At 35.2% G+C, this 20,017-nt stretch carries 18 protein-coding genes and 1 tRNA gene; 13 read left to right on the top strand and 6 right to left on the bottom strand.

Annotated features, from left to right (window positions below; all coding sequences use genetic code 11):
• The first annotated feature begins 186 nt into the window (after window positions 1–186).
• The 3 genes from DI487_RS07885 (at window position 187) to DI487_RS07895 (ending at window position 3,706) form a co-directional block, all read left to right on the top strand.
• Window positions 187–2,253 (top strand): M48 family metallopeptidase, encoded by a 2,067-nt coding sequence (locus DI487_RS07885; protein ID WP_109569157.1) that lies wholly within the window; start codon window positions 187–189, stop codon window positions 2,251–2,253.
• 339 nt (window positions 2,254–2,592) lie between these two features.
• Entirely contained in the window at window positions 2,593–2,994 is a 402-nt protein-coding gene (locus DI487_RS07890) for a hypothetical protein (RefSeq protein ID WP_146193402.1), read from the top strand.
• A gap of 64 nt (window positions 2,995–3,058) precedes the next feature.
• Window positions 3,059–3,706 (top strand): hypothetical protein, encoded by a 648-nt coding sequence (locus tag DI487_RS07895; RefSeq protein WP_109569159.1) that lies wholly within the window; start codon window positions 3,059–3,061, stop codon window positions 3,704–3,706.
• A 51-nt stretch (window positions 3,707–3,757) separates the two neighbouring features.
• On the opposite strand, the gene mfd is transcribed toward DI487_RS07895, so the two are convergent.
• The 3 genes from mfd to DI487_RS07910 all read right to left on the bottom strand — a co-directional run bounded on the left by mfd (window position 3,758) and on the right by DI487_RS07910 (window position 10,120).
• Entirely contained in the window at window positions 3,758–7,057 is a 3,300-nt protein-coding gene (gene mfd, locus DI487_RS07900; protein WP_245896564.1) for a transcription-repair coupling factor, read from the bottom strand.
• A 138-nt stretch (window positions 7,058–7,195) separates the two neighbouring features.
• Window positions 7,196–9,481 carry a hypothetical protein gene (locus DI487_RS07905; protein ID WP_109569161.1) on the bottom strand — a complete coding sequence of 762 codons (2,286 nt, stop codon included), beginning with the start codon at window positions 9,479–9,481 and terminating at the stop codon, window positions 7,196–7,198.
• A 30-nt stretch (window positions 9,482–9,511) separates the two neighbouring features.
• Window positions 9,512–10,120 carry a hypothetical protein gene (locus tag DI487_RS07910; RefSeq protein ID WP_109569162.1) on the bottom strand — a complete coding sequence of 203 codons (609 nt, stop codon included), beginning with the start codon at window positions 10,118–10,120 and terminating at the stop codon, window positions 9,512–9,514.
• A gap of 224 nt (window positions 10,121–10,344) precedes the next feature.
• Here DI487_RS07910 and DI487_RS07915 point away from each other — a divergent pair, with 224 nt between their 5' ends.
• Window positions 10,345–11,301 (top strand): NAD-dependent epimerase/dehydratase family protein, encoded by a 957-nt coding sequence (locus tag DI487_RS07915; protein ID WP_109569163.1) that lies wholly within the window; start codon window positions 10,345–10,347, stop codon window positions 11,299–11,301.
• Window positions 11,302–11,373: 72 nt separating this feature from the next.
• Here DI487_RS07915 and DI487_RS07920 read toward each other — a convergent pair whose 3' ends face one another.
• The gene (locus DI487_RS07920) at window positions 11,374–12,375 is read right to left on the bottom strand and encodes a hypothetical protein (protein ID WP_109569164.1); all 1,002 of its coding nucleotides are present in this window, start codon (window positions 12,373–12,375) and stop codon (window positions 11,374–11,376) included.
• Between the two features lie 61 nt (window positions 12,376–12,436).
• Window positions 12,437–12,874 carry a retropepsin-like aspartic protease gene (locus DI487_RS07925; protein ID WP_109569165.1) on the bottom strand — a complete coding sequence of 146 codons (438 nt, stop codon included), beginning with the start codon at window positions 12,872–12,874 and terminating at the stop codon, window positions 12,437–12,439.
• 114 nt (window positions 12,875–12,988) lie between these two features.
• On the opposite strand from DI487_RS07925, the gene DI487_RS07930 reads away from it, so the two are divergent.
• The 9 genes from DI487_RS07930 (at window position 12,989) to DI487_RS07970 (ending at window position 19,378) form a co-directional block, all read left to right on the top strand.
• Window positions 12,989–13,756, top strand: a complete 768-nt coding sequence (locus DI487_RS07930; protein WP_109569166.1) for a TatD family hydrolase — start codon at window positions 12,989–12,991, stop codon at window positions 13,754–13,756.
• Between the two features lie 59 nt (window positions 13,757–13,815).
• Window positions 13,816–14,961, top strand: a complete 1,146-nt coding sequence (locus DI487_RS07935) for a 1-acyl-sn-glycerol-3-phosphate acyltransferase (RefSeq protein ID WP_109569167.1) — start codon at window positions 13,816–13,818, stop codon at window positions 14,959–14,961.
• Window positions 14,936–15,973: an asparaginase gene (locus DI487_RS07940; protein ID WP_245896559.1), complete on the top strand. Its 1,038-nt coding sequence runs from the start codon at window positions 14,936–14,938 to the stop codon at window positions 15,971–15,973. The genes DI487_RS07935 and DI487_RS07940 overlap by 26 nt, the downstream gene beginning before the upstream one ends.
• 76 nt (window positions 15,974–16,049) lie before the next feature.
• Window positions 16,050–16,140, top strand: a tRNA-Ser gene (locus DI487_RS07945).
• Between the two features lie 75 nt (window positions 16,141–16,215).
• Window positions 16,216–17,025 carry a MotA/TolQ/ExbB proton channel family protein gene (locus DI487_RS07950; protein ID WP_109569169.1) on the top strand — a complete coding sequence of 270 codons (810 nt, stop codon included), beginning with the start codon at window positions 16,216–16,218 and terminating at the stop codon, window positions 17,023–17,025.
• A gap of 29 nt (window positions 17,026–17,054) precedes the next feature.
• Window positions 17,055–17,468, top strand: a complete 414-nt coding sequence (locus DI487_RS07955) for a hypothetical protein (protein ID WP_109569170.1) — start codon at window positions 17,055–17,057, stop codon at window positions 17,466–17,468.
• Window positions 17,469–17,470: 2 nt separating this feature from the next.
• Window positions 17,471–18,082, top strand: a complete 612-nt coding sequence (locus tag DI487_RS07960) for an ExbD/TolR family protein (RefSeq protein ID WP_109569171.1) — start codon at window positions 17,471–17,473, stop codon at window positions 18,080–18,082.
• A 20-nt stretch (window positions 18,083–18,102) separates the two neighbouring features.
• Window positions 18,103–18,579, top strand: a complete 477-nt coding sequence (locus DI487_RS07965) for an ExbD/TolR family protein (protein WP_109569172.1) — start codon at window positions 18,103–18,105, stop codon at window positions 18,577–18,579.
• 94 nt (window positions 18,580–18,673) lie between these two features.
• On the top strand, window positions 18,674–19,378 hold the full coding sequence (locus tag DI487_RS07970; protein ID WP_109569173.1) for a porin family protein: 705 nt from the start codon (window positions 18,674–18,676) through the stop codon (window positions 19,376–19,378).
• On the opposite strand, the gene DI487_RS07975 is transcribed toward DI487_RS07970, so the two are convergent.
• Complete coding sequence (locus DI487_RS07975) at window positions 19,373–19,984, bottom strand: hypothetical protein (protein WP_109569174.1); 612 nt, start codon at window positions 19,982–19,984, stop codon at window positions 19,373–19,375. The two genes, DI487_RS07970 and DI487_RS07975, sit on opposite strands and share 6 nt — an antisense overlap.
• Between the last annotated feature and the right edge of the window lie 33 nt (window positions 19,985–20,017).

Here is a 20,017-nt window from a genome sequence, read left to right on the forward strand (position 1 = left end):
TGAAATAAAATCGTTTTTAAAAGGAAATTAATAATTAAAAATCATTTATTTAACATTTAAGGTTGTATATTTGTAATGGTTAATAGCAGTAATTTTCTTTTTTTAAGAACATCTGGTCCCGAATTTATTTTCGGGACTTTTTGTTTTTCATAAGGAATTTGATAAATTCGGTGTAAATAAATTTTTATGAATACTGCTTTTGTTTCAGCACCTAAAGATGTGCCTAAGGACCTGGTTAAGCTACCTAAGAGCTATATGTTAAAAGCAACATTAGCCATTTTTTCCATTTTTTTCTTTTTCATATTATACATTTCCTTGGTTACAGCCTTATGCTATCTGGTTTATTGGGCAATAACCTATGATGTGGGAAGGATAAATAAATTGACTATTTTAATGAAGGTAGGAGCTATTGCCGGATCAGTCATGTTGCTGATCTTTACCTTTAAGTTTATTTTTAAATTAAAAAATGTAAAACCGGAAAACCGGATCAAATTATCAAAAGAAAAATATCCGCAGTTGTATAGTTTTATAGAATTTATCTGTAAAGAAGCAAATGCCCCGAAGCCCAAGAATATTTTTATAGACCCAGATGTGAATGCCTATGTTTCGTATACAAATGTGTGGTTGAGTTTGTTCTTTCCGACGAGAAAAGAGCTAACCATTGGTCTCGGTCTAGTCAGTACGTTGAACGTTAGCGAGTTCAAAGCCGTGATTGCTCACGAATTCGGACACTTTTCCCAAAGAAGTATGAAAATAGGAAGCTATATCCACAGTGCAAATACTATAATTCACGATATGATTTATAACAGAGACAGTTGGGATGATTTTCTGGACCAATGGAGAAGCTCAGATATTCGGCTTTCATTTGCCGCCTGGATCATAACGCCACTGATATGGATCATCAGAAATATCCTGAAACTTTTTTACCTTTTGTTGAACAGGATGAATTCTCTTTTGTCACTGGAAATGGAATTCAATGCTGACAAAGTAGCCGTAAAAGTAGCCGGAAGCGAATCTATTGTTTCGGCATTATGGAAACTGGAACACGGATTTACAAATTGGAATGCAATTATAGATTCGGCTTACCATGCTTCCAAAAATAATATATACTCTGCTAACTTATACAACCATAACGATACAGCTCTGGTAAAAAGCGGACTTGATGACAAAAAACAAAAATTGCCTTCAGATGAATTCGGGAATATAAAATATTTTTCCGGTCATGAAAATGCAAAAGTAAGTATGTACGCCACGCATCCGCCAAGTAACCTGAGAGAGGCGAATGCTAAATCTCCTTTTATAAAATCAGATACAGATGGTCGACCGGCTTGGGTATTGTTTGATGATAAAGAAAAATTGCAGGAACAGTTGACATTATTAGTGTACAACCAATACTTGGGAAAAAAACCAAATGTTTTTGCAACCACAGAAGAATTTGATTCTTTCTTAGAAACTGAAAATCAAGACAATCAGTTTGATTCACTCTACGAAGAAACTTTTTTAAACCGATTTATTAGCATTCCGTCATTTAATGACTTGGAAAACCAAGAAAAGAAAACGACCCTTACCGAATTAAAGGAAGAAATAAAAAGATTGATGGTTCCGGTAAAAGAAACAGAAGCTCTGATGAAACAATGCAACGAAATAGCTTCCGGTACTACCAAGCAGAAAGAAATTCTTTATAAGGATGTAAAGTACACTAAAAAAACAATACAAACAGTATACGACATCCTTCTAAGTGATAGGGAAAGAATGTTTAATGAAAACTTTGTAAACTGGGATAAAGATTTTGTCAGTTTCTTTTATGGTCAGGCAAAACAAGCAGGAAAAGAGAAACTACTATTAGAATATTATGAGCAACACCAAAAAATTGTTGATTTCTATAGACATCTGTTAGGTGTTAGAAAGTTTGTGCTGAGTGAAATTAACAGATTGCAACAAATGGGACAGGTAACACAACAAATAGTAGATGATTTATCAAACGAGATCAAAGCGCATGTTAAAGGAATAAACGCTAAAGTTGAAGAATTTGATAATTTTCCCTTTGTAGTACTGCCAAATATTAATTCGTCAGATGAATTGAAAAAAGCCATTTTTGAAAAAGGTAAAATGGAAGAGGCTTATGGCAGATTATTTGAAAATAATAAAATAAATGTGATCATGGGACAGCTGGAAAATGCTATTGTAAGCTGTGGCAGAGTCGAAAAGAAAAGTTGGAGTACTATACTGAAGTATCAGGAAAGTTTATGTTAAGTCTGGATACACTAACGCTTAAAAGTCTTTTATAATGACAGATTTTTTATATTGTTAAATATAAAATTTAACATAATTTACATAAAAAATGTATACGATTTAACACAATAGTGTTATATATTTGAAACAAACAAAGTGTAGTACTTTATTTATTTATTAGTTTTTGCATGAAATATTTACTTGTTTTTATTTAAAACTTCAACGTTCGGCCAACGTAAGGTCTTTAATTAGAAAAAGGAAGTAATTATCATATACAAGATAGGTAAAAAAGAATTGCAAATGCTTTTATTTATTTAGTCCCGGTTTGTTTTATAATAGTAACAATCAAACATTTATTTTATGAAAAAATTATTTTTTATCCCAGCTCTACTTTTCCTTTTCTCATCAAGCTTGATGATGGCTAACAATGGAGTAAATCCAAAGCATGATTCAGAACTTTCTACAATTCTGAAAAAAACAAAAAATATTAAAGGTTCTATAACATTAAGCGGGGGCTGTGTTGTAGATTATGATATAACAGTAGATTACGATATTATCCCTCCGAGAGTGAATTCAATTCACGGTACTGTTACAATGTCCGGAAACTGTTCAGGAACTCAAACATTCAGAGCTTCGGCAGCAACTGATCCCAAAGGAAAAATTGTATATGTACAAACCGATTTAAAGGATCCGGTATTACAAACAGGAGAGTTTGATGATAAGTTTATCGATGACTTAAATAATGCCAATATATTTAATTAATTAGTAAGAAGTTAAGTGGGAAGTTCATTCCCACTTAATTTTTATAAGAAAATATTTTTTAGAAATGAAAGGGTTATTATTGGTAATAGTATATCTGTTCGTTGGTTTTACGAATGAAACAACTTCGTATTATAGTGCTAAATATAAAATGATTAGTAACTTAAGCAAGGAGTTAAAAATAGATAGCAAGTCCCAAATAGGAGATTATTTTTTAGGTGGGTTGGTCTATAATTTTGTATCTACTAGCAAAGTATGTTTTCTTAAAACGACGGAGAGTTTAAATAATGACGGGATTGTATCAAATGTAAGTGGAGACGAAAATATCTTTATAAATTATCAGAACGGAGTCGTTAGTTATAAACTTGATAATCAGGAAAACTTTAAATATGATAAAGTAACGTTTAAAAAAACGCAGATCGAGAAGAAAATTTTAGGATTTAAAGCAATTAAATATGTCTCAGAAGACAATAATATTGCCGTTTACGTTACTGAAGAGTTGCCATGGTATATACAACCTTGCATTTTTAACACCAAGCAATTCAATGGAAGCATTATCCGGTTTGAAAACAAAAAAGCAAATTACGGTTTTGAATTGATTGAATATAAAAAAGAGGACAAAACAAATAAAGAAGATAATACAATAAACAAGGTGCTGAATTTAAAAGAAAGCAAAGATTTAAGAATAAAAAAATGTCCTTTCTTTGAAAGTTGAGACAAAGGTTTTTTCAGAAAAAACCTTTGTCATTCACTTATATTATAAAGGTTAAAAAGCTTTTAATAATTCTAATGCTTTATTAATACTTTTTACATGATCAAAAGTCAAAAGAAGGCGCAAACCGTTTTTGGTTTGTTTTTCTTTTATTTTACAGATGTTGCCATTTTGTTGGGCAAACTGTAACACTTTCATAAAACGGTTGCTTTGATAAAAATCACTTTGCTGGTCACTGATAAAATAACCTACCATTTTACCTTGTTTTAAAACCAGCTTTTCAATACCCATTGCAGTGGCTTTCCATTTAATCCGAACACTATTGAGTAAAGCAACGGCCGGTTTAGGTAACGAACCGAAACGATCCGATAGCTGTTGTTCAAAAACCTCAAGTTCAGCTTCAGTCTTAATATTGCTTAGTTCATTATAGAGATTTAAACGCTCTGTGATATTATTGATATACTCATCGGGAAATAACAATTCAAAATCAGAATCGATCTGAATTTCTTTTACAAACTCTTTGGTCTCAATGTCGTTTTCAGCTTCATACAGATCTTTAAATTCATTTTCTTTAAGCTCTTCAATAGCTTCATTCATTATTTTTTGGTAGGTATCAAAACCGATCTCGTTGATAAAACCGCTTTGCTCACCACCCAGAAGATCACCAGCACCACGAATTTCAAGATCTTTCATGGCAATGTTAAAACCACTTCCTAATTCACTGAATTGCTCTAAAGCTTGTATACGTTTACGGGCTTCATCGGTCATTGCCGAATAAGGAGGAGTGATAAAATAACAAAAAGCCTTTTTATTGCTTCGACCAACTCGCCCTCGCATCTGATGCAGGTCAGAAAGACCGAAATTATTTGCATTGTTAATAAAGATAGTATTCGCATTAGGAACATCTAGGCCGCTTTCAATAATGGTTGTGGCTACCAAAACGTCAAAATCACCTTCCATAAAAGCGAGCATTAGTTCTTCTAGCTTTTTGCCCTCCATTTGACCGTGACCTATGCCAACCTTAGCTCCCGGAACCAATCGCTGGATCATACCGGCAACTTCTTTGATGTTTTCAACCCTATTGTGAATGAAATAAACTTGTCCGCCTCTTTGGATCTCATACGAAACAGCGTCGCGTATGATTTCTTCATTAAACCGAACCACTTGCGTTTCTATAGGATAACGATTAGGCGGCGGAGTAGTAATAACCGATAAATCTCTGGCAGCCATTAATGAGAACTGAAGCGTTCGCGGAATAGGTGTTGCTGTTAAGGTTAAGGTATCAACATTAGTAGCGATCGTTTTTAATTTGTCTTTTACATTTACACCGAATTTTTGTTCCTCATCAATGATTAATAAGCCTAAGTTTTTAAATTTCACATTTTTATTCACCAGTTGGTGTGTCCCGATAATAATATCTACTTTGCCTTCTTCTAAGCCTTTTAAAGTCTCTGATTTTTGTTTGGCACTTCTGAAACGATTCAGGTAGCTAACTGTAACCGGCATGTCTTTTAACCGTTCTGAGAAAGTACGGTAATGTTGATAAGCTAAAATAGTAGTAGGAACTAAAATAGCAACCTGTTTTCCATTATCAACGGCTTTAAAAGCAGCCCTTATGGCAACTTCTGTTTTTCCGAAACCTACATCTCCGCAAACCAACCGATCCATTGGTCTTTCACTTTCCATGTCGGTCTTTACATCGGCAGTAGCTTTTATTTGATCCGGAGTATCCTCATAAATAAAGGAACTTTCTAATTCTTTCTGTAAATAACTATCAGGAGCATACTGAAAACCCTTGTCCAAACGTCTTTTAGCATACAACTGAATAAGATTGAAAGCAATATGTTTAACCCGGGCTTTGGTTTTTTGCTTTAGGGTTTTCCAGGCGTTACTACCCAGTTTGTAAATCTTGGGCGGCGCTCCGTCTTTTCCGTTATATTTAGATATCTTATGTAAAGAATGAATACTTACATAGACAATATCATTGTCGGCATAAACCAGTTTGATAGCTTCCTGAGTTTTACCTTCAACCTGAATTTTTTGCAGTCCGCCGAACTTCCCGATCCCGTGATCTATATGTGTTACGTAATCCCCGACAGAAAGTGAGGTCAACTCTTTTAGCGTGATGGTTTGCTTTTTGGAATAACCGTTTTTAATGTTGAATTTGTGATACCGTTCAAAGATTTGATGATCTGTATAACAAACAATCCGGTTTTCTTCATCTATGAACCCTTGGTATAAAGGGAGTACAATGGTTTTATATTGTTTGCGATTGTTTTCATGTTGCTGCTCGTCTATACTTTCAAAAATATCATGAAAACGAGAAGCCTGATTTTCATTAGAACAACATAGATAATTGGTATAACCGTTGAAGTGATTCTCATTCAGGTTATTCAATAACAGGTCAAACTGTTTGTTGAATGACGGTTGAGGTAAAGTATGAAACGTAAAAGACCTATCCGTTTTAAAAACTGGTTTTTTATCTAATTCTATAACTGAAAAATCCAAAGCTCTTTTCAGAAAAGAACTTTGATTAACAAATAATTCTTCCGGTGTGGCGTGTTTAATATCAGTTGATAGTTTTTCAAATGCTTCATTAGCTTTAGTAAATAACTTATCGAGCTGATGGCCTAAAAACTCAGTGTTTTGAACGATTAATACTGTTTTTTCATGGATGTATTCTAAAAAACTTTCCCTGTTCTCTTGTAGCAATTTGTTTTCAACATTAGGGATAATGCTGATCTTCTTTAGCTTTTCAACGGAAAGTTGGGTTTCCACATCAAATGTCCTGATGCTGTCTACTTCATCACCAAAGAACTCTATACGATAGGGATTATCATTAGAAAAAGAAAAAACATCGACAATTCCCCCTCGAACAGAAAACTCACCGGGTTCCGTTACAAAATCAACACGCTTAAAGTTGTACTCAAATAAGGTTTCATTTATGAAATCAATAGATAAATTTTCACCGGTCTGAATTTTGAGCGTATTTTTTTCCAATTCCTTTCGGGTTACCACTTTTTCAAAAACAGCCTCAGCATACGAAACGATGATGGCCGGCTTTTTACGGGAATTGATCCGGTTCAGAACTTCAGCACGAAGCAATACATTGGCATTATCCGTCTCTTCAATTTGATAAGGCCTACGGTAAGAACCCGGATAAAACAACACATCGTCTTTATTGATCAGTGTTTCTAGATCGTTCAAATAATAGGCCGCTTCTTCTTTGTCATTGAAGAGTAATAGAAAAGGTAGTTCGCTTTTGCGAAATAAAGCGGTAAGGACAAACGAAAGAGAAGATCCGGTAAGTCCGGTCACATCTATTTTTCTTCGATTGGTAAGTGCTTCATTAATAGCAGAAACCGTTCCGCTCTTTTCGTATAAATGTAAAATATCGGTTTTGCTCAAAACATTAATTATAAGAGGTACAAAAATAAAAAAACCATCGCACTAATTGGAGTTAGTCGATGGTTAAGTTTTGTCAAATAAAAGTTAAAATATGTATTTTTTATTAACGATTACACCATTTTCTAAAGTAACTTTAATAAAGATCACTTGTTCCTGAGCTACATTTTTTGGTAGATTATAACGTCCGGAATGTATTGTGTTTTCTTGCAGAATAGTTCGTCCGCTAACATCAAAAACAAGGATTTCCTGAATAGAGCTGTCTTGAGAATAAATTTCTAAAGAATCAGAATGGTTCAATAGCATAACCGAATTTTCAGAATTAAAAGAAGGAGTGCCTAAAGCATTGTTCAGGTAATGTAAAATAAAACGATTGTTATAGGTTCCTTCGTTAGTGTTGAAGCTGTAAGGACCTGTTTTCAGGTTGTGATAAGTGTTGGTTTCCGTATCTTCAAGAAAAATGTCTTTATCATCAAAAAAAGTATCTCCGTGATCAAATTCAATCTGAAAAGTAGTGTTTCCGGTTATGTTAGAAACATAACCTAAAGGGATACTGTCATTTATATCCCAAGGGTAAGCCCTTGATTGAATGGCTAAATTATAACTCGGGATAATAGAATAGAAACTGATATATTGTCCGGCTGAATGGATACCGTCTAAACCGTTATCATAACCATTGGTGGCACATTCCAGATATCCGACAGCAATTTGTTTAAATGCTCCGCCCGTATTGGTTAAGTTTAACCAATAAAAATAAAGACTGGGATCTGCACAACTGCTAACATTTCTGTAGAACTGAGAATTATTGCCGGATACTCTCATAGCATTCGTAAAAGTAAGGGTAGTAGATGCATTGGAAGAAACAAAGAAACCTTGTCCTGCTGAAACATAAGCTCCGGGAGCTGTTCCTCCGGAAGCAGCAGCCGTTCCAATGAATTTGGTTCTTGCAGCATAATCATCCGAAGTAAATTGTCCGCCGTTTATAGCGGTATTATGTGTCCAGAAATATAAAGTACCAACAGTGGAATTGTCAATCAATGAAGCGACACTAATGGCAGAAGGATAAGGGTTTCCGACAAAATTATACGCTCCGGCAATACTGTGGTCAACAAGTGAAAAAGTATAATCACCATTATTAGCCGTCCCTATAAATTCACCGTTAAAAGTTTGCGGCGTGGAATTATAACCTTGCGGAGCCCTGATCGCATATCCTTTTCCCGGAGTCATAATATTGTTTTGATTTTCACCAACCCAGTTATTGATCGTCGAATTAAAAGAAAAGAATTTATCAGATAAAGTAAGGGGAGAAAAGGTATGTAAGACCTGTCCGCTAACCGGCGATCCCCAATAGGTATATTCGTAGATACGCATAGGCGAAGAATCTCTTTTGTAGGTGACGTTTCCGGTATTGACAGCGAGCTCATTGTTTTGAAGAAGAGCTGCATCGTTCTCAAAAATGAAATCAGCACCACTATCCACAAGAACTTCATTTTCGGTAGTAATGGTTATGCCGCTATTTACTGTGACAGTAGCATTATTAGTTACCTGAACGGAACAAGCAGTAAGATCTGAAGTTGCTGCATAATTTCCGGAAAAAACAACCTGTTTTTTAGCGGAAGGAATTCCTCTGTCCCAGGTAGAGCCGTCCCAAGTTGTAACCATGGCACATTCCTCCACTTTTAAAGTGTTGAAGTATAAATTGTTCAAGGCATTTCCGTCGGTTGTATTGCCTACATAAAGTTTAAAACCTGAAAATTGTCCGGTTCTTGAACCTGAAGAATAAGTATCCGTTCCTCGTGTAATCACAACCTCGTACGTATTGGTATCAAATTGATGGACAGTAAGTTTAAAAACGGAATTCTGGTCGTAAGCCCACCCTAAATCTGAAGAATCAGTAGTGCTGTACAGATCATTGCCCACGTTGAAATTGTATAGAATTGTATAATTTTGATCCATCAGATCGATGCCTTTATAGCCGTTTCTGTAAGCAATTGCCAGATCAATAGAAAAAGATTGCCCGGGAAGCAAATATTCTCTTCCGCTTACTGCCGGAGAACCGGTATTGTTCAAAAAACGCTGAGCATTGGCCTGAACATTTAAACCGCTTGGGTTTCCATACATTCCGAAAGAAGAGCCGCTTGTATCAATATCACCGAATCCGTTACTTACTGAGCTAGCTAAAAAATGTCCCGCAAAATTAGAAGCGTCAGTGTTCTGTGTCCATAGATCCCAAGCTGTGAATCCGGTTCCTGAATTACTACCATTTGTCCAACTACCGGAATAATTAGAAGCATTGTCTTCAAAAATGATATTTTGGCTATTAGCTACGATTGACCATAGTCCTAATAACACTAAGAGTTGTGTTTTTTTCATCCTGTCACATTATTGTGTAAAAGTAACAAATTAATCTTCAGTTTTTTGCATGGCATCCTGCATCTTGTCAAAGTTAGCATTTCGAGTTGTGTCAAGAGCTCTTAGCATTTCTTCTTCACCAATTTCTTTTGGGATCGCTTTTTTGATAACAACTTCATCCATCTGGGTATATACGCCTTTGATCTCTTCATTGATCTCAGAAATAAGAGTTAAAACCTTTTTTTCAGGAATGCTTTGTAAATGGATATAAGTGTCAAGTGATTTGATCTTAGTATCAAGGGTTATCAGTCTGCTTCTTACCTGAGGGTTGTTAAAATCATCCGGAACCGTAAGATGCAGGCTATCGGATTTAGCAGATACATTTTTAACTTTCATCTGAAAGGCTAGTAAAGAAGTTTTGGGTTTTTGTTGTAGCTCTTGTTTGAACTGTACCCATTGATTCCAATCGGTCATAGCTTGGTTTACTTCCGGCTTTGCAGAAGGGAAATCAAAATGCCATTTTTTAGAAATGGAAGTAAAAATAGAGTCTTTTTTAGCCTGTTCTTTTTGGGCAGATTCTCTTTTGTCTGAGAAGTTCTGGCAATTGGTTAAAAAAAGAAAATTTGCTATAAATAATAAAACGATTGATAGTTTTTTCATGCTTCATGAATTTAAGCAAAAATACAAATGTTTGATTAATGGTTTTCGATTAAAAGGAATTCTTAACAAATTGGCTGAGTTTGAGTTGTAAATTATTGAATATTTATTTTTAAGCCGTTGTTTTGAAAATATAATACAAATTAGCCTTTTTTTGTGAAAATATTTTAAACGACAATGAAAAACATATTTCTAAATGGACTATATTTGTTTGCAAATTTAGCTAAATGAAAACTAAAATTCTTATCATTGGAGCATGTGGTCAGATAGGGACTGAACTCACGGCAAAATTACGTGAAACATTCGGAGTGGAAAATGTAGTGGCTTCTGATATCAGGAAACTGAATAATGATGTGGTGAATAACGGAATTTTTGAAGTAGTTAATGCGCTGGATTACAATCAGATTGAACATTTGGTAGAGGAATATGAGATTACAGATGTTTATTTGATGGCTGCATTACTTTCGGCAACAGCAGAGAAGAATCCGGCATTTGCCTGGGATTTGAATATGAATTCTTTATTTCATGTTTTAAATTTGGCTAAAGCCGGGAAAATCCAGAAGGTTTTCTGGCCTTCCAGTATTGCTGTTTTCGGACCAACTACACCGAAACATCATACACCTCAATACACCATTATGGAACCGACAACTGTTTACGGGATTTCAAAACAATGCGGGGAAAGATGGTGCGAGTATTACCATGCACAATATGGTGTTGATGTAAGAAGTATACGTTATCCGGGCTTGATCAGTTGGAGTACGGAACCGGGAGGAGGAACAACAGATTATGCTGTGGATATTTACCATAAAGCGATGGCGGAGGGACAGTTCACCAGCTTTTTATCTGAAAACTCAGAATTGCCGATGATGTATATGGATGATGCGATTAAAGCTACTATCGGAATTATGCAGGCTCCGGTTGATCAGATAAAGATCCGGTCGTCGTATAATTTAGCAGCTATGAGTTTTACACCAAAACAAATTGCGGAAGAGATCCAAAAGCATTATCCTGATTTTGTTATTGACTATGAACCTGATTTCAGACAAAAAATAGCAGATAGTTGGCCGGCGAGTATAGATGATTCTGCTGCCAGAAAAGACTGGGGGTGGCAAAATGATTTTGATATTGAATCGATGACGACAGAAATGTTTACCCAGTTAAAGAATAATATTTATACAGAATAAAAAAGCGGTCATTTGACCGCTTTTTTTGCATTAAAAGTAAAGTATAATTAATCCGAAATTATTTCAGTTTTTTTAAGGCAGAGCATCTATAGCATCAATTAATTCTTGTTCAGTACCTAAAACAGTTTCCGATAAAGTGAAATTGTAAACTGCATTAGCTTCAATAGTAACCTCTTTAATGGCGTAACGCCATTGACCGTTACTTTCTGTAGTAAAAATGATGTGACAATCTAATCCGATAGGAATTTGTCCGTAATGTTCCGAGAATAATCCGGTAACAGGATCATAAGTATCTAATAATGCCAGAGCATTTCCTTTTCCGTCATAATGCAGATAAATAGCGGAGTTCTGGTTGTCATATCCGTTTGGAACGGAAGCAAGTATCGTTGTTTTAGGATTAGGATCGCTGTAAAACTGATCCACATTGGTCCAGCCAAAAGAATCAAAATACGCATAATAAGTAGCTGTATCTCCTTGGCCTTCTATGAAAATATTTTGATTACCGGTTGTATCTTCTTGTTCATCCCAAGTAAGGTTTCCGTTTTCGTCAATTGTACCATCCCATAATGTCATATTAGGATCGCCTCCCGGATTTGTCAAAGAAGTAGGGATGTTTATGGTAATAGGACAGCTAAGTTCTAATGTTTGTCCGTTTTGAGTTGCATTAATGTAAAATTCACCGCCGGAAAGTAATAATGATTTATTTCCGTCATTCATTAAGCCCATAGTAGGTTTGTTGGTAACGATCATGTTTCCGCCGCTGAAGATCTCAACGTATTCCAGATCTATGGTTCCGCTAACCGGATTGCCGTTAAGGGTTAAACAATTAGTGTTTATAGTAAGAAAAACCCCTTTTTCAGAAGTTAAATTAACGTATCCGTCAGAAGCGTCGAATTGGAAATCTTGTGTGATGGAAAGCAAAGCATCTTCTCTTACAGAGCTGAATTCCTGAGCTGTCGGGATATTCTGGTTGGTGTCTGTTGAGTCATCATCGCTACAACTGACTGTTAGTGAAAGAAGCGCTGAAAAGGCAATTAATTGCGCTGTACGGTTTAATTTAAAAATCTTTTTCATAGCATTTTGTTTTTCTTATTAGATGAGGAAAAACAAAAAAGGTTGCGTATTTTCTTAAAGCTTACTTCAAAAACAGTAAGTGATTGTAGTAATCGATAATGGCTTTGCCTTTTAAAAGAATGTCGGCTCCTATGATTCCGTCTACAGGTTTTATTTTGTATTGCTCAAGAGCATTGTTTACATGACTCATGTCAAAAACAATAAGGTGCAGTTTTTTATCTTTCCACCTGCCGGCTTGTAAAATATTGTTCTTGGCGAGTAATGTATTCATTCCGGTAGCGCCGGCTCCTGAGGCTTTGGTTTCCGATTCTTCTGATCTTAGTTTGAATTTTTCAATTCCTTCAAAGCCTACACAACTGTTGCTCGCACCGGTATCTAAAATAAAAATACCACTGATTCCGTTTATTTTAGCTTTAACTAATAAGTGTTGGGTTTTTAAAACTTTAAAACGGACTTTTTTATATTTATTTTCTTTTAAAAAGTCTTGTAAATCTTCCATGGGTCAAACATAGTGATTTTTTCATTTTTAAAAAGTGAAGAAAGTCTTAATATTAGAGTGGGGTAAACTTGGTTTTATCTTTGTAAATTTGCGCCGGAAAAGAAAAGTATAAGAATGATGTTAATAGATACCCATACCCATTTATATTCGGAAGATTTTAAAGAAGACAGAGCAGCAATGATGCAGAGAGCTCTGAATGCAGGAGTGACTAAAATGTTTGTGCCTTCTATTGATTCGTCCTATTCGGCAGAAATGTATGCTGTAGCAAAAGAGTATCCGGAAAATGTATTTTTGATGATGGGATTACACCCTACCCACGTAAAAGAAAATTATTCAGAAGAGTTAGCTTTTGTAGAAAAAGAACTGGCTTCAAGAACATTTTATGCCGTAGGCGAAATAGGAATTGATTTGTATTGGGATAAAACCTTTTTAAAACAACAACAAGAAGCTTTTCAATATCAGATAAAATTGGCAAAAAAACACCAATTACCTATTAATATTCATTGTAGAGATGCATTTGATGAGGTTTTTGAGATCTTAGAAGAGGAAAAAGGAGAAAGTTTGTCAGGGATATTTCATTGTTTTACCGGAAATAAAGAACAAGCGATCAGGGCAGTAGACTGTAATATGAAATTAGGGATCGGAGGGGTTGTGACATTTAAAAATGGTAAGATTGACCAGTTTTTACATGAAATAGATCTGAAAAACATTGTTTTAGAAACAGATGCTCCTTATCTAGCTCCCGTTCCCTATAGAGGAAAAAGAAATGAGAGCAGTTATATTCCTTTGATTGCAGAAAAACTAGCTCATATTTATACCGTTTCCCCTCAGGAAGTTGCTGAAGTAACAACTCAAAACGCAAAGGCTGTTTTTGGAATTTAACGAATTGATAAACGGAGTTAATTATTTTTTTCGTTTTTTTGTGCTTTGTTTTTATTATTATGACAAAATTTGATGCCATTCGTCCTTATTATGATTCAGAAGTAAATGAAGCTTTACGTTCCGTTATCAATCATCCTATGATGAAGGCAATGATGAACTTTACCTACCCTGATGTCGGAGACGAAATTTGGCAGGAACAATTAAAGAGAACGCATTCTATTCGTGATTTTCAGGTAAATTTTGTTTACGAATCCATTCAAAAGGTACTGCAAAAAAGTTCAGACGGCTTAACAACATCCGGTTTTGAAAAATTAGAACCCAATACTTCTTATCTTTTTATTTCTAATCACAGAGACATAATCTTAGATACATCTTTGTTGAATGTTTCATTGTTTGATCATGGATTGGTCATGACGGCTTCAGCAATAGGAGATAATCTGGTTCAGAAAGATATTTTACTAAAACTTTCCCGGTTAAACAGGAATTTTTTAGTAAAAAGAAATCTTCCTCCCAGAGAACTGTTACAGAGCTCCAAAGTGATCTCTGAATATATCTACCAGCTTTTAGCAAAAGAGAACCGTTCGGTTTGGGTAGCACAAAAAGAAGGCAGAACTAAGGACGGAAATGACGCAACACATCAAGGGGTATTGAAGATGATCGCTATGGCAGCCGGAAAAGAGAATTGTATGGATTATTTCAGAAAATTGAGAATAGTTCCGGTTTCTATTTCTTATGAATATGACCCTACTGATGCTTTGAAAATGCCGCAATTATTGGCGCAAGCTAAAGATGAGGTGTATGTGAAAGAAAAAAATGAAGATTTTGTTAACCTGATCAGCGGAATTATAGGGCAGAAGAAGCGAATCCATATTCATGTAGGAGATGTTTTGGATCGTGAACTGGAAAATATCAAAGCTGAAAATGAAAACGTAAATAAACAAATTCAGGCACTGGCGCAGGTTATTGATGATTCTATTTTGCAATCATACAAATTATGGCCGACTAATTTTATTGCGTATGACCTGTTAAATGAAACGCAGTTTTTCAGTGATCAATATTCAGAAAAAGAAAAGCAATTGTTTGAGCGCAGATTAGAAATGCGAATAGATGCAGACAATGATACACTTCGAAAAGGTTTCCTGGCAATGTATGCTAATCCGGTTGTAAATAAAATGAGGTATGAGAATGCAGGTTTTGAAAGCTAAAATATTACTTATTTATACCGGAGGGACAATTGGTATGGTAAAAGACAGCGATACCGGTGCTCTCAAAGCGTTTGATTTTAAAAAACTACTTAAAAATATTCCTGAGCTTAAATTATTGGATTGCGAAATAGATACGGTTTCCTTTAAAGAACCTATCGATTCTTCTAATATGAGCTTGCAACATTGGAAAAAACTAGCCACGATCATAGAAGAACATTATTCTGATTTTGATGGTTTTGTCGTGTTACACGGTTCGGATACCATGTCATATAGTGCCTCAGCATTGAGTTTTATGTTGGAAAACTTAGGAAAACCGGTGATTTTTACAGGATCGCAGTTGCCTATCGGAGATTTGCGTACTGATGCCAAAGAAAACCTGATCACGGCAATTCAGATAGCTTCGTTACAGGAAAAAGGAAAATCGGTGATTCAGGAAGTGTGCCTGTATTTTGAATACAAATTATACCGCGGAAACAGAACTACAAAGATAAGCGCAGAACATTTTAATGCTTTTACATCGCCTAATTTTCCTGAATTAGCAGAATCAGGAGTTCATTTAAAAGTAAATAAGGATATCCTTTTAAAAAAGACGGGGAACAAGAAGTTGAAAGTAAATAAAACTTTTGATGATAATGTCATCATTGTCAAGTTGTTTCCGGGGATGAACAGAGAAGTACTGTCGGCGATTTTTAACATTCAGGGGCTAAAAGGAATTGTGCTGGAAACATACGGTTCCGGTAATGCACCATCAGAGGATTGGTTTGTTGAAGAAATAGAGAAGGCAATAAAAAAGAATATCTGCGTTATTAATGTTACACAATGTAGCGGAGGTTCCGTGACGATGGGACAATATGAAACCAGTACGCAACTGAAGAATATAGGGGTTATTTCAGGACATAATATAACAACGGAAGCGGCTGTTACAAAACTAATGTATTTGTTAGGTCAAAAAATAGCTACAGATGTTTTTAAAACCATATTTGAAACCTCGTTAAGAGGCGAAATGTATTAAAAAAAGAAGTTAAAATTTTCATAGATGAGAAATTTTACGTTATTTAGCGTCCTTGAAATCAAAATGTAATTTTGAAAGAGAGGTGGCCGAGTGGTCGAAGGCGCACGCCTGGAAAGTGTGTATGCTCCAAAAGGGCATCGAGGGTTCGAATCCCTTCCTCTCTGCCAGAAATAATTTTAAATTAAATAAATATTTTATACTTTTAAACCCAATTAACTAATTAAATTTTAAGAACAAAAGCGATGAAAAGATTATTTTCTATTTTGGCAATCACAGGGCTTATGACTTTTGGAAATGTTCAAGCTCAAGATTCTACAGCAACAGAAGCGCCTGCAACGGAACAAGTACAGGAAGCTGCAGCTACAACTGAAGAAGCAGCAGTTGTTGAAGAAGCGACAGACGATCAGACTGTTGAGAATGTAACATTTACTCAAGAGTTGAAGAAAAGATTTATTGAGGGTGGACCTGGCTTCATGGGAATCGTATTAATCTGTTTGATTTTAGGTTTAGCTATTGCTATCGAAAGAATCATCTATTTGAATCTTTCTACAACAAATACTAAAAAATTAGTTTCAGAAGTTGAAGGTGCTTTGAACTCTGGAGGTGTTGAAGCTGCTAAAGAAGTAGCTAGAAATACTGCCGGTCCTGTAGCGTCTATCTTCTATCAAGGTTTAGATCGTTATTCTCACGGTTTGGACTCAGCTGAAAAATCTATCGTAGCTTACGGTGGTGTACAAATGGGACAATTAGAGAAAAACGTTTCTTGGATTTCATTGTTTATCGCTCTTGCTCCGATGTTAGGGTTCATGGGTACGGTAATCGGTATGATTGAGGCGTTTGACCAAATTGAATCAGCAGGATCAATGGAGCCGTCTTTAGTAGCAGGTGGTATTAAAGTAGCGTTATTGACAACTGTATTCGGTTTGATCGTTGCGATTATTCTTCAAGTATTCTATAACTATATCATTGCTAAAATCGATTCAATCGTAAATGATATGGAAGATGCTTCTATCAGCTTAATCGATATCTTATCAGATTACAGTAAAAAATAATAACTCATTTTACCTTAACATTCATTGATATGTTACATAAAATTGTAAAAATAATAGCTGTTATAATAAGTGTTTTGAGTCTTGTATTCCTTGGTGGAATCTTGGCTTCAGAAGACAAAGACAGCGCGTGGATATCTCCTCTAATTAACGTATCGTATTTTATTTTTGCTGCCTGTGTTGCTGTAGTAGTGATATATGTAGTTAAAAATCTCTTTTCTAAAAAAGAGACACTTAAGAAAACACTTGTTTCAGTTGGTTTATTCTTGGCTGTGGTGGTTATCTCTTTTGTGTTAGCAGATAGTTCTGAAGTTAAAACAAACAGTGGAGTAGTATCAGGAACGACATCTAAACTAGTAAGTACCGGTTTGAATACATTTTATCTTTTAGCAATTGTTGCTGTCGGAACAATGTTGTGGACTGGTTTTAATAAAATTAAAAAATAATTATGGCAAAAAGAGAAGCACCAGAGGTAAATGCCGGTTCCATGGCAGATATTGCTTTCCTGCTTTTGATTTTCTTCTTGGTTACAACTACCATCGGAGTGGACCAGGGGATCAACCGTCTTTTGCCTAGATATGAAGAAAACCCGCCGGCTCCGCCGATCAATGAGAGAAACATTATGCGTGTTTTAGTTAATAAAGACAATCAGTTGTTAGTGAACGAGCAATTGATGAATATTAAACAACTAAGACAAGCGGCAATCGATTTCTTAGATAATAACGGGGAAGGGAATTGTTCGTATTGTAAAGGAAAAGGAAACCCGCAGTCTTCTGACGACCCTGATGAAGCAGTGATCTCTTTAATGAATGACGGACAGACTACTTATGAAACTTATATTGCCGTGCAAAATGAGTTAGTGGCTGCTTATTATTTCTTAAGAGACAGAGAAGCTATGAAAAGATATGGGAAAACATACAGAGAAATGGAGTATGTTTATAACGATCCGGCTTCTAAAGCGGTTGAAGGTTTAGTTGATGACTTAAAACCAAAAGTGGAAAAAATTCAGAATATGTATCCAATGCGTCTTTCTGAAGCAGAACCGAAAAAGAACTATTAATCCTTTAAATTTTAGAAAGTATGTCTAAATTTAAAAAGAAAAAATCAGGCTCACTACCTGCGATATCTACAGCATCGTTGCCGGATATTGTATTTATGCTTTTGTTCTTCTTCATGACTGCTACAACTATGAAAGATAGCGATTTGAAGATTGAAAATCGTTTGCCGAAAGCAGATCAAACAGCTAAATTGCATAAAAAACAATACGTAATGTATATTTATGCCGGTAAACCTAAAGCAAATTACAGATCAGGTTTGGGTTCATCAGATCGTATTCAGTTAAATGATAAGATCTCTTCTGTGAACGATATCAGGAATTTCGTAATGACAGAAAGAGCTTCAAGAAACTCTGAAGATGAGAAATATTTAACGGCTTCTTTGAAAATAGATAAAGAAGTAAAAATGGGTCTTGTTCAGGATATCAAAACAGAATTACGTAAAGTAGATCAATTAAAAGTTAATTATACAACAACATCGGGTAATCCGGTTGGAGAATAATTTTAACTTTACCAAATATAAAAGGCATGCTTACAGGCGTGCCTTTTTTTATGCTGTTTAGTTTTTTCGTCTTAACTTAGCAAAAAATAAGCAAATGAAGTTACGGTTCACTTTTTCGTTTTTGATCTTTTTTTTCTGTTGCTCGTTTATTACGGCTCAAGAAACTGAACCTAAGACAGAGTTGAAAGAACCTTATAAAGTTATAGACTCTTTGTTCAGAGAAGATCAATTTTATGTTTCGATCACATATAATTTGATGCAAAATAAACCGGCAGGATACAAGCAATATTCTTTTTCTACCGGTATAACATTAGGAGCTATGCGCGATATGCCTTTTACAAAAGACCGAAAGTGGTCAGTTGCGCTTGGAGTAGGCTATTCTTATAACAATATCAAACATAATATTCAGGTACAGGACGGAGATCCGGCAACTTATGCGATTGAAAATAGTTATGATAAGAATAAATTAATTCTGCATTATTTAGATATTCCTTTGGAGATCCGTTGGAGAAATGCCGCTCCTTTGAACCATAAGTTCTGGCGTATTTATACCGGTTTTAAAGCGAGTTACCTACTGGGAAGCAAATCTGATTTCCAATCAGCTGTTGCGAATTATAAAGTCAAAAATAATAGTGATGTAAGTAAATGGCAATTAGGCCCTTATATAAGTGTAGGATACAATACCATTAATATGTATGTTTATTATGGGCTGACCCCTATCTTTAAAAATACACAATTAGATAATCAGGATTTAAAATTGAGCTCTTTTAATGTAGGCTTTATGTTTTATATCTTATAGCCAGAAATGCCATAACAAAACTTGTGGAACAATTCCGAAAAGACTACCTATAATCAATTCATTCGGGCTGTGTGATTTCATGTACAAGCGGGAAGAAGCTACAAGACCTACGCAGATAAAACAGGTAGCGACCATATTGATATAAGGAAGCTGGTAGTTGACCGAAAGGTAATATACGAACGTAGCCAATGAAGTTATGCCGATCATGTGTAAACTTGCTTTATAATTAGCCATAATAGCAATGAGGGCTAATACGGTACTAAAGAAACCACCTAAAAAGAATAAATAAAGTTCCGACAGGTTTTCAATCGTGATACTGAACTTTAATAAGATGAAAAACAAGATAGCCTGAATGGAAAGCGGTATACGCCTTTCTTTTATATTGGCTTCTGTGAAAGAACGAACTAATCCTAGTGATATTAATAGAAAATAAAGAGCCATAGGCAACATCAGTGTAATGATGCTGATCTGTATCAAAATCATATAAATGCTATTCGGAGGAAGCATATTCTGATAGGTCAGAAAATAAAAAACAGAGCCATACAGAGGAATAAAGATCGGATGAAAGATGTAAGAAAAAAAAGGTAAAAATTGTTTTATTTTCATAGCGCTATCTTTATTGCAGTTCCCGTTTGAGTA

Source organism: Flavobacterium sediminis (assembly GCF_003148385.1).
Taxonomy (GTDB): domain Bacteria; phylum Bacteroidota; class Bacteroidia; order Flavobacteriales; family Flavobacteriaceae; genus Flavobacterium; species Flavobacterium sediminis.